The 13,596-nt window shown below is 71.9% G+C and carries 13 protein-coding genes; 4 read left to right on the top strand and 9 right to left on the bottom strand.

Translation table 11 applies throughout. The features are described from left to right. Nucleotides 1–8 precede the first annotated feature (8 nt). From SNA_RS11905 to SNA_RS11920, 5 genes are all read right to left on the bottom strand, one after another. Entirely contained in the window at nt 9–1,427 is a 1,419-nt protein-coding gene (locus SNA_RS11905) for an aldehyde dehydrogenase family protein (RefSeq protein WP_030072451.1), read from the bottom strand. A gap of 188 nt (nt 1,428–1,615) precedes the next feature. Then, nucleotides 1,616–2,203, bottom strand: a complete 588-nt coding sequence (locus tag SNA_RS11910) for a hypothetical protein (RefSeq protein WP_030072450.1) — start codon at nt 2,201–2,203, stop codon at nt 1,616–1,618. A gap of 189 nt (nt 2,204–2,392) precedes the next feature. Then, a complete protein-coding gene (locus SNA_RS11915; protein WP_030072449.1) occupies nt 2,393–3,619 on the bottom strand; it encodes an RNA-guided endonuclease InsQ/TnpB family protein in 1,227 nt (408 codons plus the stop codon). 66 nt (nt 3,620–3,685) lie between these two features. Further along, nucleotides 3,686–3,883 carry a hypothetical protein gene (locus SNA_RS42205; protein ID WP_157879890.1) on the bottom strand — a complete coding sequence of 66 codons (198 nt, stop codon included), beginning with the start codon at nt 3,881–3,883 and terminating at the stop codon, nt 3,686–3,688. Nucleotides 3,884–3,947: 64 nt separating this feature from the next. Then, nucleotides 3,948–4,583, bottom strand: a complete 636-nt coding sequence (locus SNA_RS11920) for a TetR/AcrR family transcriptional regulator (protein ID WP_030072448.1) — start codon at nt 4,581–4,583, stop codon at nt 3,948–3,950. Nucleotides 4,584–4,797: 214 nt separating this feature from the next. On the opposite strand from SNA_RS11920, the gene hmgA reads away from it, so the two are divergent. Beyond that, nucleotides 4,798–6,153, top strand: a complete 1,356-nt coding sequence (hmgA, locus tag SNA_RS11925) for a homogentisate 1,2-dioxygenase (RefSeq protein ID WP_044364729.1) — start codon at nt 4,798–4,800, stop codon at nt 6,151–6,153. 32 nt (nt 6,154–6,185) lie between these two features. Beyond that, on the top strand, nt 6,186–6,935 hold the full coding sequence (locus SNA_RS11930) for a GntR family transcriptional regulator (protein WP_044364732.1): 750 nt from the start codon (nt 6,186–6,188) through the stop codon (nt 6,933–6,935). An 18-nt stretch (nt 6,936–6,953) separates the two neighbouring features. Here SNA_RS11930 and SNA_RS11935 read toward each other — a convergent pair whose 3' ends face one another. Further along, nucleotides 6,954–8,315, bottom strand: coding sequence for an MFS transporter (locus SNA_RS11935; RefSeq protein WP_044364735.1), 1,362 nt, complete (start codon nt 8,313–8,315; stop codon nt 6,954–6,956). 203 nt (nt 8,316–8,518) lie between these two features. Here SNA_RS11935 and SNA_RS11940 point away from each other — a divergent pair, with 203 nt between their 5' ends. Continuing rightward, entirely contained in the window at nt 8,519–9,799 is a 1,281-nt protein-coding gene (locus tag SNA_RS11940) for a type ISP restriction/modification enzyme (protein ID WP_420823470.1), read from the top strand. Nucleotides 9,800–9,965: 166 nt separating this feature from the next. Here the strand turns inward: SNA_RS11940 and SNA_RS39410 are convergent, their stop codons facing one another. The 3 genes from SNA_RS39410 to SNA_RS11950 all read right to left on the bottom strand — a co-directional run bounded on the left by SNA_RS39410 (nt 9,966) and on the right by SNA_RS11950 (nt 12,160). Then, complete coding sequence (locus tag SNA_RS39410; protein ID WP_078969868.1) at nt 9,966–10,229, bottom strand: hypothetical protein; 264 nt, start codon at nt 10,227–10,229, stop codon at nt 9,966–9,968. A gap of 259 nt (nt 10,230–10,488) precedes the next feature. Then, a complete protein-coding gene (locus tag SNA_RS11945) occupies nt 10,489–11,295 on the bottom strand; it encodes an SGNH/GDSL hydrolase family protein (RefSeq protein ID WP_030072436.1) in 807 nt (268 codons plus the stop codon). A gap of 145 nt (nt 11,296–11,440) precedes the next feature. Further along, nucleotides 11,441–12,160, bottom strand: a complete 720-nt coding sequence (locus tag SNA_RS11950; protein ID WP_030072434.1) for a YoaK family protein — start codon at nt 12,158–12,160, stop codon at nt 11,441–11,443. Between the two features lie 232 nt (nt 12,161–12,392). On the opposite strand from SNA_RS11950, the gene SNA_RS11955 reads away from it, so the two are divergent. Next, nucleotides 12,393–13,565 (top strand): DUF5925 domain-containing protein, encoded by a 1,173-nt coding sequence (locus SNA_RS11955; RefSeq protein WP_275041998.1) that lies wholly within the window; start codon nt 12,393–12,395, stop codon nt 13,563–13,565. The last annotated feature ends 31 nt before the right edge of the window (nt 13,566–13,596 follow it).

Genomic DNA, 13,596 nt, shown 5'->3' on the forward strand with positions numbered 1-13,596 from the left:
GCGACGGGTCAGAACTGGAGCGATTTGGTCTGGAGGTACTCGCTCAGGCCGTGCGGCCCCAGTTCCCGGCCGACGCCGGACTGCTTGTAGCCGCCGAAGGGCGCCAGCAGGTTGAAGCGGCCGCCGTTGATGTCGACCTGGCCGGTGTCCAGGCGGCGGGCGAAGGCCACCGCGGTCTGCTCGTCGGCGGCCCAGACCGCGCCGGCGAGCCCGTAGACGGTGCCGTTGGCGATCCGTACGGCCTCGGCCTCGTCCTCGTACCTCAGGACCGACAGGACCGGGCCGAAGATCTCCTCCTGGGCGATGGTCATGTCGGGGGTGACGTCGGCGAAGACGGTCGGGCGGACGTAGTAGCCGAGCTCGAGGCCCTCGGGGGCGTCCTCGCCGCCGGCCACCAGGCGCGCGCCCTCCTTGACGCCCTGGGCGATGAAGCCGCGGACGCGGTCGCGCTGCCTGGCGTTGACGACCGGGCCCAGGCGGGTCTCCGGCGCCGTCGGGTCGCCGGGGGCGCAGGCGGCGAACCCCTGCGCGGCGAGGGCGACCGCCTCGTCGTACTGGTCGGCGTGGACGAGCATCCGGGTCAGCGCATTGCAGGACTGTCCGGCGTTGCGGATGACGTCGGCGACGTTGACGCCGACGGCCTTGGCCAGGTCGGCGCCGGGCAGGATGACGTTGGCGGACTTGCCACCCAGTTCGAGGGCCACGCGCTTGACGGCGCCGCCCGCGAGTGCGCCGATCTTCTTGCCGACGGCCGTGGAGCCGGTGAACGAGACCAGGTCGACGCCCTCGTGCTCGGCGAGCGCCTGGCCGGCGACCGTACCGAGCCCGGTGACGAGATTGAAGACACCGGCCGGGATGCCCGCCGCGTCCACGCACTCGGCGAACAGCCGGGCGGTGAGCGGGGTGTCCTCGGCGGGCTTGAGCACCACGGTGCAGCCGGCGGCGAGCGCCGGGGCGACCTTGTTGGTGATCTGGTGGAGGGGGTAGTTCCAGGGGGTGATCGCGCCGACCACACCGACCGGCTCGTGCAGCACCGTGGAGTTGCCGAGCTTCTCCTCGAAGGCGTACGAGGCGGCCAGTTCGGCGTACGAACCGGTCACCGCGATCGGCAGGGCGGCCTGGACCCGGGTGCTGAAGGACGTCGGGCAGCCCAGTTCGGCGGTGATGGTGGCGGCGATCTCGTCGGCGCGGGCGGCGAGGCGGTCGCGCAGCGCGGTCAGCCGGGCGGCGCGCTCGGCGGGGGCGGTGGCGCGCCAGGCGGGCAGTGCGGCGCGGGCGGCGCGCACGGCGGCGTCGATGTCCTCGGCGGTGCCGGCCGGTACGGTCGCGATCACCCGTTCGTCGGCGGGGTTGCGCACCTCGATGGTGGCGGCGGTGGCGGCGGGCCGCCAGGCTCCGTCGATGTACATCCCGTCGTGTGCCGTCATCTCGCCGTCCTGCATCTCGCCGTCCTCCCGAGGGGTCCAGGTACGCAGCACTCCGCCGCGGCCCTCAAACTAACGGCGCTAGTTTGAGGGGCGCCACCCCCGGCGGGAGTGGCGCTCGTCATCCGGACATCATGACGGTCCGGGCCGGACGGTCCGCAGGGGGCCGGGCGGTCCGCAGGGGGCCGGCCTCAGGTCTTCGGGATGTCGGCGCGGAACTTCTTGGTCAGGTCGGCGCCGCGGATCACCCCGCCCTGGTGGTACTTCAGCCCCCAGGCATCGATCACCGACCCGTCGCCGAACATGCACGCCGAGGTCACCTTCGACGGGTCGCTCTCGCCCCGGGCGCCCCAACCGCCGCCGTCCGTGGGCCGGTTGCCGAACATCGCGGTGCCGTTGATGCCCTGGCAGTAGGCGATGGAGGGGTTGCCGGGGCTGCTGGGGCCGGAGGGCTTGCGGACGTAGGCGAGTGCGGCCAGGGTCGGTTTGTCGGCGGCCAGGGTGTCCGCGGCGATCATGATCCGGCTGCCGTCCTTGGCGCTGAAAACGCACATCTCCCGCTGGCCGCCCAGCGGGGTGAGCTTCTCCCCGGTGCCGGTGTAGTACGGGACGCGGGTCTGGACCGCGCCGCCCTGCTGCGTGCACCAGGCCGCGGCGGCCGACCTGCCGTGCGCGGCGGGCGGGGTGGCGTCGGGGGAGCCGTCGGCCGCGTGGGCGGTCACGGCCGTACCGGAGGCGAGGACGAGGGCACAGACGGCAAAGGCATGGGAACGCTTCACACTTCCTCCTGATGGACCATCGGACGGGCCGGCTGAACGCACATCCTTGGCACCGCCCGCCGCACCGTCAACGCGCCCCGGGCCGCGACCCGGCGGTACCGGACACATTGACGCGATCACGGCGCCCGGCCATCCGTGACATGCCCCGACGAGGGACCGGATCCGGCCATTGACGTGCTCCCGGGGGGGCTAAAGCCCGGGGATTCCTGCCACGGCCGACTGACCGTCTCGGTGGCTTCCTGCTTCAACGCGCGGCGCCGGGACTCTCGCCCTGGTCTTACCTGCGCTCTGCGAGGCGTTCAGCCTGTCCGCCCGCCCAGCGGCCAGCGTATTCTTCGAGGCGTTGTCGTCACGGTCGTGGACCGTTCCGCACCCCTTGCACGTCCACTCGCGGACACTGAGGGGTTTGGGGCCGTCCTTGATCCCGCAGGTGGAGCAGACCTGCGAGGTCGGCTCGAACCGGCCGATCCTCCCGAAGTACCGCCCGTGCCTTTGAGCCTTGTATTCCAGCATGGCGACAAAGGCCGACCAGCCTGCATCGTGTACGGACTTGGCCAGCTTGGTACGGGCGAGGCCGGACACCGCGAGGTCTTCAACGTACACCGCTTGGTTGGCGCGGATGATGCGCGTGGAAGCCTTGTGGTGCCAGTCCCGCCGCCGGTCAGCCACGCGGGCATGCTGCTGCGCGACCCTGATACGGGCCTTGGCCCGGTTCTTCGATCCCTTCGCCTTACGGGACAGATCCTTCTGCAGCCGCTTGAGCTTCTTCTCCGCACGCCGCAGGAACTTCGGCGAGCTGATGCGCGTGCCGTCGGAGAGGACCGCGAAAGTGGCCAGGCCGAGGTCAATGCCGACCTCGGCATCCAGCTCGGGCAGCATGTCCGGATCGGTGTCCACGACGAAGCTCATGAAGTACCGACCGGAGGCATCCTTGGTGACTGTCAGGGACGTCGGCGCGACGGGTAGGCGCCGGGACCACTTCACCCTGATGTCGCCGACCTTGGCCACGTACACGGTGCCGTTTTCCCGGAGGGAGAAGGCGTTGGTGGTGAGGCGGATGGACTGTGCCGAGTCCTTCTTCGACTTGAACCGCGGCGGAGAGACCTCAGGCCCCCTGCGCTTGCCCTTGCGGGAGTCGAAGAAGTTCCTGTAGGCAGCATCCAGGTCCCGTGGAGACTGCTGGAGGACGACAGCCGACACGTCGGCGAGCCAGGCGCGCGCTTCGGTGCGCTTGGCCTGCGTGATCCGCCGGCGCGACAGTTCTGCCGACGACACATACGGCAGCCCGGCCGCGTGCGCCTCCCTCCGATCTCGCAGACAGTCGTTCCACACCACACGAACGCACCCGAACGCCCTGGCCAATGCGGCACGTCGAGAGGCGCCTGGGTAAGCCCGGTAGGAATAGCGGAGCTGCACAAACGCGACCGTATTACCGTTCGCACATAATCGAGCACGGAGAGAACGGAACTGACAGATATGCGTTTATCCGTTGCGAATACACCTCACTTTCGAGTCGAAATTATCCATAATGTGCACATCAATGCCCACCCCAGAGGCATGGGAAAGACCACGCTCATGGCGTGATCCGATCTCGAGGCCGAGCCGGCCGGGGGCAATGGCGGTGATCACGCACGCGGCCGGCTGGATGATGCCGAAGAGCGGTCCGGCGCCCAGCAGCATCACGGCTGTCGGGGCCAGGTCGCCAAAAACCCCAGGTGGCGGCGGGTATCAGCGCCCCGCGGGGTCAACGCCCCTCCAGGCCGTCGGCCCCCTGGTCCAGATACCGCACCAGATACGCCCGAAGCAGCTCCTTGCACTCCGTCACGATCGCGGCATCGCCGCCGGGATCCGTCCGGAAGGCGAGCTGGAGCAGCGCGTCGGCGGTCTCGACGCCGACGAGGACGGCGGTGCGCAGCCGCTCGTCGGCGGCGTCCAGGCCGAGCGGGGCGGCGAGCAGGGCCAGCAGCCGGTCGGCGACGTCGTAGTTGGCGCGGCGGTCCGCGGGCGGGGCGGGGACGGTGAACTCCACCAGGGTGAAACCGGGCACCGTGCGCTTCATGGCGAGATATTCGTCGATCACCACATCCATGGCGGCCCGCCAGCCCGCTGCCGCGTCCGGGGCCGTGAGGCGGGCGGTGATCCGGTCCGCGTAGGCGTCGAGATTGCGCCGGGCGAGCGCCTCGGCCATGGCGCGCTTGTTGGGGAAGAAGCGGTAGACCGAGCCGATGGGGACGCCGGCGCGGTCGGCCACGGCGCGGGTGCTGAGCTCCTCGTAGCCGGTCTCGTCGAGGAGTTCGGCGCAGGCGTCGAGGATGCGGGCCAGGCGCCGGGCGCTGCGCTGCTGGACGGGGACGTGTCGGAACGGGGTCGGCTGCTGCACGCGGACATCCTGCCCGGCGGGGCGGCGGGAGGGTACCGACGCCGGGATCCGGCCATCACGGCCAAGAGTCTCCATTGACGGGCGAGGCACCGGACAGCAATCCTAATGTCTTGCATAGGATTCGGCCGGGTACGGGATCCGGCCGGACGGTGTCCGATGGTGCACAGGTCGTCGCGCGGCTGGTGCACAGGTCTTCGAGCGGCGGGAGCACACGATGACGGGTACGGGCGACGAGCAGGCCGGGAAGAGCGCCGACGGGCCGGCGTACTCCTGCGGCTTCGGCAACGAGCACAGCTCGGAGGCCGTCCCCGGCGCCCTGCCGGTGGGCCGCAACTCCCCGCAGCGCGCCCCGCTGGGCCTGTACGCCGAGCAGCTGAGCGGCTCGGCGTTCACCGAACCGCGCGCCCACAACCGCCGCTCCTGGCTCTACCGCATCCGGCCCTCGGCCGCGCATCCGCCGTTCGTCCGCGCCGAGCAGGGCGCGCTGCGCTCCGCGCCGTTCACCGACTGCGTCCCCGACCCCAACCGGCTGCGCTGGAACCCGCTGCCCGAGCCCGACGGCCCCACCGACTTCCTCTCCGGCCTGTGGACGCTGGGCGGCAACGGCGACGCCACCCAGCGCACCGGCATGGCCGTCCACCTCTACCGCGCCAACGCCTCCATGACCGACCGGGTGTTCAGCGACGCGGACGGCGAGCTGCTGATCGTGCCCGAGCGCGGCGGGCTGCTGCTGCGGACCGAATTCGGGCTGCTGCGCGCCGAACCGGGCCAGGTGGCGCTGATCCCGCGCGGTGTGCGCTTCCGCGTCGAGCTGCTGGACGCCGCGTCCGACGGGCGGGGCCCGACGGCTCGCGGCTATGTCTGCGAGAACTACGGCCGGCCCTTCCAGCTCCCCGACCTCGGCCCGATCGGCGCCAACGGGCTGGCGAACCCGCGGGACTTCCTCGCCCCGGTCGCGGCCTACGAGGACGTCGAGGGCCCCGTCGAGGTGGTCAACAAATTCTGCGGCACCCTGTGGAAGGCCACCTACGACCACTCCCCCCTGGACGTCGTCGCCTGGCACGGCAACCACGTCCCGTACGTCTACGACCTGCGCCGCTTCAATGTCATCGGGTCCATCAGCTACGACCACCCCGACCCGTCGATCTTCACCGTCCTGACCGCCCCCTCCGACACCCCGGGCCTGGCCGGCGTGGACTTCGTGGTGTTCGCACCGCGCTGGCTGGTGGGCGAGGACACCTTCCGCCCGCCCTATTTCCACCGCAATGTGATGACCGAGTACATGGGCCTGATCGAGGGCGCGTACGACGCGAAGACCGCCGGAAAAGGGGGCTTCGTCCCCGGCGGCGGCTCGCTGCACAACATGATGTCGGCGCACGGCCCGGACCGGGAGACCTTCGACCGTGCCAGCGCGGCCGAGCTGCGGCCGCAGAAGGTCGACGACGGCCTGGCCTTCATGTTCGAGACCCGCTGGCCGCTGACGCTCACCGCCCAGGCCCGGGATGCCGACCATCTCCAGCGCGCCTACGACGACGTATGGCAAGGTCTCCAGCGCCACTTCCGCCCTTGAGACGGGGAACGCCCTGACACCGGAGCCCCTCTGTGACCACCTTCGCCCCCGACTCGCTCGCCCTGAACCGCAAGCTGCCGCTGTGGTACCAGGTCTCGCAGTCGCTGCGCGCCTCCATACTGGGCCGCTCGCCCGACGCACCGCTGCGGCTGCCCACCGAGGACGCCCTCGCCGCGCACTACGGCGTGAGCGTGCTGACGATGCGCCAGGCCCTGAAGGAACTGGAGACGGAGGGGCTGATCAGCCGGCACCGGCGGCGCGGGACGTTCATCGAGCCGGGGGCGCAGCGCGGTGCGCCGGTGCGGCTGCTGGGTTCGGTCGATGCGATCGTGGCCCAGCAGTCCGGGATGCGCACCGAGCTGCTGGAGCACGGGCCGGTGCCGGTACCGTCCGGCCTGGCCGAGCATTTCCCGGGGCTGACGGAGGTCGCCGGGTTCCGGCGGCTGCGCAGCGACGAGGAGACGGGCGAGCCGACCAACCACGCGCGCAACTACGTCCGGCCCGATGTGGCCGACCGGATCGACCCGGCGGATCTGGAGCGCTGGCCGATGACCAAGGTGCTGCGGGACGCGGTGGGCGTACGGATCGGCCGGATCACCGACACCGTCGAGGCGCGGCTGGCGGATCCGGAGACCGCGGCGCTGCTCCAGGTGCCGCTGCTCAGCCCGATCCTGCACTACACGGGCCTGACCTGTGACGAGGACGGCCGGGTGGTCGATATCGCGGTGATCCACTACCGCGGCGACCGGTTCTCGTTCACCGTCACGCTGGACGCGCACTGACGGCGGCCGCCCGTCCGCTCAGATGCGCTCCAGGCTCCGTCCCGTGGTGCGCGGCCCCAGCAGCGCCACGTCCAGGCACAGCAGCACCATCAGCACCGCCGACCCGGTGAACACCGCGGCCGCGCCCAGCCGGTCCAACAGCGTCAGCGCGACGAACGGCAGCACCACGGACGTCAGCCGGGACAGCGAGTAGGCGATGCCGATGGCGCTGCTGCGCAGGCCGGTGGGGAAGATTTCGGTCTGGTAGACGTGGAAGGCGTTGGAGAAGACGTTGCTGCACACCGTCAGCAGGAAGCCGAACGCGACGATCGCCCAGGTGGCGTCGGCGAAGCCGAAAGCGAGACCGCAGCCGGCGATGCCGAGCGCGGCGGCGATGATCAGCGTACGGCGCTCGATCCGGTCGATGAGCGGGACGGACAGCGCGGAGCCGATCGGATAGCCGCAGTAGCTCAGGGCCGCGTACAGCAGCGATTCGGTGACGGTGTGACCCTTCGCCGTCAGCACCACCGGCGCCAGCGAACCGAAACCGTAGTAGCCGACGGTCTGGAGCACCTGGAAGAGCCACCACATCACGGTGCGCCGCCGGAAGTCGCCGCGGAACATCTCGCCCAGCGGCACCCGGCGCTCGGGGACGGTTTCGGCCTCCGGGACGGACGGGAGCGTCCGGCCGGTCTCGTGGGCCACCCGTTCCTCGATCCCGCGGACGATCCGGGCGGCCTCCTCCTCGCGGCCCTGGACCGTCAACCACCGTGGGGATTCCGGCAGTTGGCGCCGCATGAGCTGGATGAAGGCGGCGCCCAGCGCGCCCGCGACCAGCAGCCAGCGCCAGCCGTCGATGCCCAGCGGCTGGTGTCCGGCCACCAGCCGCGCGCCCAGCAGCGCCGCCACCGGCACCCCGGCGAAGCCGAAGGTGTACGCCAGGGCGATATAGCGGCCGCGTACCGCCCGGGGCAGGAACTCGGCGAGGTAGGTGTCGACGAGGACGAGTTCGGCGCCGAGGCCGAGCCCGCACAGGAACCGCAGCACGAGCAGCGCGCGCAGATCGGGAGCCAGCGCGCAGGCCAGCGAACAGGCCGCATAGCCGCCCAGGTTGACCAGGAACATCCGGCGCCGCCCGAAGCGGTCGGCCAGCACCGACAGGACGTTGGCGCCGACGAACATGCCGAGGAACCCGGACGCGATCACCGCGGACTTCGCGACGTCCCCCAGGTGCCACTGCGCGGCGAGGACTGCGGCGAGCACCCCGCCCAGGAAGATCTCGTAGAGGTCGAAGAACGCACCGATCCCGACGGTGAGGGTGAGCCGGCGGTGCCAGCGGGACGGCGGCAGCCGGTCCAGCCGTGCCGCGGCCCGCGCTCCCGCCACGGCGGTGTCGGTCATACCGTCCTCCCCTGCATACGGTCTCCCCTGCGTACGGTCCTCGCGCGGCCCGGTCGGGCGTAGGGCCTGTCCGTTGGCGGGACCGTACCGTCCAAGATCAGTTGGCGGAAGGGCGCACCGGGGCGGGACGGGCACGCCGTCGGGGCGCTCGCGCCCGTCGCTACCATGCCGGGGTCAGCCGAACGGTCCGGGAGGGGCTCCGCGTGACGGCGAAGCAGGACGCGCCACGGAACGACGTACCGCGGAAGGACGCACCGCAGGCGGCCGCGCCACGGCTGGCCGACCTGATGCCGTGGTCGGTGCCGCCGCTCCGGCTGGGCCGCTCCTGGGTACGGGGGCCGGATCCGGCCGTGCTGCGCGCCCGGTGGAACGCGCTGGTGACCGCAGAGGACGCGGCCGCCCGCGAGCGGCTGTTCCGCCCGTCGCGGTCGCGGACCCTGCATTCGGCCGTCGCCCAGCTGCCGGGCCAGGCCACGCCCACCGGCCGGCTGGCCCGCGCGAGCGGCCCCTGCCCCGAGCCCGTACGGATCCTGCACGGCCCCTTCGACCGGCAGTGGCTGCTGCCCGACCACCGGCTGATCGACGGGGCGCGGCCCGAGCTGTGGCGGGTGGCGGACGCCCGGCAGCTGTTCGCGGTCGAGCTGGGGCCGGTGCCACAGACGCCGGGACCCGCCGTGGTGTGTTCCGCCCTCCTGCCGGACGGGCGTTCCCCGGCCGGCCGCCCGGGCCGGATCCACCCCCTCCACCGCCGTCCCGGCGGCGCCGAACCCAATATCGCGCCCGGCCTGCTCGGCCTCCTCGCCCGCCGCCTGGACCGCCCGGTGGGCCCGACGGACCTGCTGGCCTGGATCGCCGCGAGCGGCCGCCACGCCCCCGACGGCACCGAAGTCCCCCTCACCACGGATGCGGACGTCTGGGACACCGGCGTCGCGCTCGGCGAGCGCCTGCTGTGGCTGCACACGTACGGGGCCCATCCCTACGGGGCGGGCGTCGGCGAACGGCCGCGGATGCCGGGCGGCCGCCGCCCCTACGTCCGCTCGGCACTGCCCGCCCGCGGTCTGCCGGCCTCTCTCGCCTACGACGACGGCGAGGAGGCCCTGCTGCTCGGCGACGGCCGGATCTCGCCGGTGCCGCAGGGCGCCTGGGACTTCCACGCGGGCGGGGTACGGGTGCTGGAGTCCTGGTTCGAGGAACGGACGGCCCCCGCGGACCCCGCGCAGGGCGCGCTGGCGGCGCTGCGCACCCCCGCCTGGCCGCAGGAGTGGACCTCGGAGCTGCTGGAACTGATCACCGTGCTGGCGCTGCTGGCCGAAATGGCCCCGGAGCTCGCCGGGTTGACGGCCCGTACGGCGGACGCCCCGCAGCTGACCGCCAAGGAGCTGCGGGAGGCGGGCGTCCTTCCCGTACCGGCCGCGGCGCGCCGCCCGGCATCCGTGCTCGACCATCAGGAAGAGGGGCCGGAGGGCCAGTTCGCGCTGTGGTGAGCGGTCCGCGCAACAGTCCCCGGAAGGGGGCCCACGAAAAAACCACCCGTCACAAGAACGGGTGGTGAAGGAAGAGCCGGGTGGTGCGTGCCTCGGCGAGCACACCGACGCGCTGCGCGGCAACGCGGTGCCGGGACGGTGTGGTCGCGCGAGGTCTCGCGTCAGGTCAGCCGTGGCCGCCGAACAGCGAACGCCGAAGCCTGCGCAGCGGAGCGAACAGCGACACCCTGGCTCCGCGGCTCTTCCTCGTGCGGGAGTGATCACGGGTGGTGAGTTCGCGCATCAGCGACGTCGCACCTTCCGTCTCCCGCTGCGGTATGGCGGGTCCGCCGAGCACCGCGAGATGGCGGTCCAGACGCGCACTGGACGCGCCGCTTCCGCAACTGATGGCAGGGACTCTCGCCCTGCTTCGCACTGTTATCTGTTCCATGACTCTCCCCACCCTGACGAGGGCACCCGGCACGGGCAGGGTAACCCTATCTCCCTTGGAGGACATGCGTGCAGACCGGTCAACGGATTCACCTGCCTCTCTTGACGTTGCCGAACACCATACGTAATGACCCCTACAGGACGCTCAGCAGGGCGAGTTGACTGACCGTCGGGCCGCTTGGGGCCATCTGACGGGGCAACGGGACGCACGAGGAGGTTCCGGGAGGGCGGTTCCTCCCCGGCGTCGTGTGTACGGACGGTCACGCAGCGGAGGCGAGGACCGGGAGATAGCCGCCCGACTGACCGGCGGCGGTGGGGTGGTAGGACTCGTCGACCGGGTAGGTCACGCTGTGCAGCCAGGGGCTGCCGGAGCACAGTTCATGGCCGGAAAAGGTGGGGTTGACGTCGGCGAAGGAGAAGCCGTGGTCGGCGGCGCGCTTGGCCATGACGCCGTTGATGTCGTCGGCCGCGGCGTCTATGGCGGACCGGGACTTCTCGGTGAGCCCGGCGACGCAGACCCCGCCGAGCTTGTAGAAGTGCGGGTAGCCCAAAACCACCACACGGGCGGACGGGGCCTTGGCCTGGATGGCGTTGTACACGGTGTCGAGCTTGCCGGGCAGCGTGGTGTCGATGTACTGGCGCGCCTGGGCGATGCGGGCCAGGCAGGCGCTCTCACCCTGGAGCGCACAGGTCGTCATGGTGTCGGCGAAACCGGCGTCATTGCCGCCGATGGTGATGCTCACCAGTCCGGTGGAGCTGTTCAGCGGGCCGAGCTGGCCGTTGACAACATCACCCGTACGGGCGCCGGAGCAGGCGGTGAAGGAGAAGGTCGAGGGGGTGTGGGCGGCGGCCCAGAGGGCCGGGTAGGCCCTGGTGCTGCGCTTGCAGGAGCCGCTGCTGCTGTCGTAGCTGCCGGCTCCGACACCCGAGGAGTAGGAGTCACCGAGGGCCACATAGCCGGTGGCGCCGGAGAGTTGGTCGGATGCGGCGGCGCTCGCGCCGGTGAGCGTGAGCGCCGTGGTGACAAGGAAGGCGGCCCCCAGGGCCGCCGCACGGGACAGTCTCATGGAACCTCCCATAGCAGGATCTCTGCCTTATTCGTGGTAGCAGGACCCCCGGAGCGCCGGAAGTGTCCATGCCAAGAATCCCTCCCGTGTCGTCCAGCATTCACGGGACATCCACCGATGTGTCCGGATCTTCACCGCGATATCTTCACTGCGATGTCCTTGGCGGGCCGTCCTGACGGTGGGTGAGTCCCGGTACGAGGAGCGCGGTGGCCGCGACCAGTACGGCGACGAGCAGCAGGACCAGGTGCGGGCGGGTGCCCAGTCCGATCAGCCAGGCTCCCAGCAGCGCGCCCAGGAACATCGAGGCCACCGAGGCCAGCCGGCGGGGCACGGCGTGGGTGCCGTGGCCCAGCCGTCTGTCGTGGCCGAGCGGGGAGCCGCTGAACAGGGCGGTCATCGCCCGGGTCGCCACAGTGGTGGTCAGGTCGGGAGCGCCGACCCGTATGGCGGTGACGTTGCGGACGCCCATCGCCACCGCCATCAGGCCGATGACGGTGCAGCGCCGGGCGAGCGCCGGCCCCCAGGCCGGGCCGGCCTCCCAGCCGGTCACCGCCGCGGCGGCCAGCAGCCCGGCCTCCGCCAGCAACGCCGCCGGGAACCAGTGCTGCTGACGGTCGGCCAGCGTGGCTTCCATCCGTGCGCCGAGCACCGCGCCCAGCGCGAAGGAGCCGAGCGAGACGACGGTGAGCACCACCGGGAGCCCGCCCTGCCCGGCGATACCGAAGCCGAGGAAGAGCAGATTGCCGGTCTGGGTGGCGGTGAAGACATGGCCGAGGGCCAGAAAGCTGACGGCATCGAGCACACCGGTGGCCACGGTGAGGCACACCATGACCACCGTCAGGGCGGTTCCGCTCGGCGGCTCCACGCGGCGGCTCCCTTCGAGCGGCGGTCACGCCGGCACAAGTGTCCGCCGGCCCGCGGCCGCCGTCCGGCCATTGCGCCGTCTGTGGGCGGCCCTCGTCCTGACGGGCCGACGGGCGCCGCGCGACATCGAGGCCCGGCTTCCGGCGCCGGGGCCGCGTGGCCGGGTTGCTCCGTCTCCGCGGAGCCGGGTTATTCCGTATACGCGGCGGGGCCGTCTGGCGGATCATGGCGGCATGTGTGCCGATCACGTGCAGCCGTCCCTCGTGCCGCCGTCCGCCGAGCCACCCAACGCCGTACCCCCTGCCGCCGCGCCGCCGTCCGCCGCCGGGAAGGCGCTGCCGATCCGGCTGACCATGGACGACAGCGATGCGCCCGCCGATGTCGTCGATGCGCTGTTCCTGGGGCGGTTCGCCAACGGCGAGCAGCCGTACGCCCGCAGCCGCTCGGTCGACCGGGTGAAGTCCGGGCTGACGCTGCTGCCGCCGGGGGCGCGGGTGCTGCGGGCCGCACGCGACGAGGACCGCAGCGCCACCCTGGCCGAGGGCGACGGCTACACCCTGCTGGTCTCCCGCTGGAGCCGCGGCGCCGATGTGACGGTCACCGCCGTCACCGACGAACTGGCCGAGAAGGTGCTGGGGCAGTCGGCCGACGGTGCGGAGGACGAGCCGGAGCCGCAGCCGGACGATGTCGCGATGGGCTTCTGGTACTTCTCGCCGCGCCGCGGTCCGTACCGCACCTCCCGGCAGATCACGGCCGGCACCTGGGAGGAGATCCGCCGCAACTACACCGCGCCGGTGGCCGAGGCGATGGATGCGCTGATGAAGGTCGCGCCCGAGGAGATCGCCGGCCGCCTCCTGCTGCTGCACGGCCCGCCCGGCACCGGCAAGACCTCGGCGCTGCGCACGCTGGCCCGCTCCTGGCGCGACTGGTGCCAGGTGGACTGCGTACTGGACCCCGAACGGCTCTTCAACGACGTCGGCTATCTCATGGACATCGCCATCGGCGAGGACGACGGCGCCGGCAAGGGCCGTTGGCGGCTGCTGCTCCTGGAGGACTGCGACGAGCTGATCCGCGGCGAGGCCAAGCACACCGCGGGCCAGGCGCTGTCCCGGCTGCTCAACCTCACCGACGGGCTGCTCGGCCAGGGCCGCAACGTCCTGGTCGGCGTCACCACCAACGAGGACCTCGAACGGATGCACCCCGCGGTGGTGCGCCCCGGCCGCTGTCTGGCCCGTATCGAGGTCGGCCCGCTGACCCGCAGGGAAGCGGCCGGCTGGCTCGGCACGGAGGAGGGCATCGGCCGCGACGGCGCCTCCCTGGCCGAGCTGTACGCCCTGCGCCGCGGAACCCGCCCGGCATCGGTCCCGGCCCAGGGCCCGGGAGGGGAGGCGGGGTTGTACCTGTGAGCGGCTGTATTCGTGAGGGGCGGCCTGCTTC

The organism is Streptomyces natalensis ATCC 27448, assembly GCF_000935125.1.
In the GTDB taxonomy this organism is placed as follows: Bacteria; Actinomycetota; Actinomycetes; order Streptomycetales; family Streptomycetaceae; genus Streptomyces; species Streptomyces natalensis.

Excerpts from the sequence above, each read along its gene's own strand:
- SNA_RS11905 (WP_030072451.1), bottom strand. The coding sequence starts at position 1,427 with ATGACGGCACACGACGGGATGTACATCGACGGAGCCTGGCGGCCCGCC.
- hmgA (WP_044364729.1), top strand. The coding sequence starts at position 4,798 with ATGACGGGTACGGGCGACGAGCAGGCCGGGAAGAGCGCCGACGGGCCG.
- SNA_RS11955 (WP_275041998.1), top strand. The coding sequence starts at position 12,393 with ATGTGTGCCGATCACGTGCAGCCGTCCCTCGTGCCGCCGTCCGCCGAG.
- SNA_RS11945 (WP_030072436.1), bottom strand. The coding sequence starts at position 11,295 with ATGAGACTGTCCCGTGCGGCGGCCCTGGGGGCCGCCTTCCTTGTCACC.
- SNA_RS42205 (WP_157879890.1), bottom strand. The coding sequence starts at position 3,883 with ATGCTGCTGGGCGCCGGACCGCTCTTCGGCATCATCCAGCCGGCCGCG.
- SNA_RS39410 (WP_078969868.1), bottom strand. The coding sequence starts at position 10,229 with ATGGAACAGATAACAGTGCGAAGCAGGGCGAGAGTCCCTGCCATCAGT.
- SNA_RS11935 (WP_044364735.1), bottom strand. The coding sequence starts at position 8,315 with ATGACCGACACCGCCGTGGCGGGAGCGCGGGCCGCGGCACGGCTGGAC.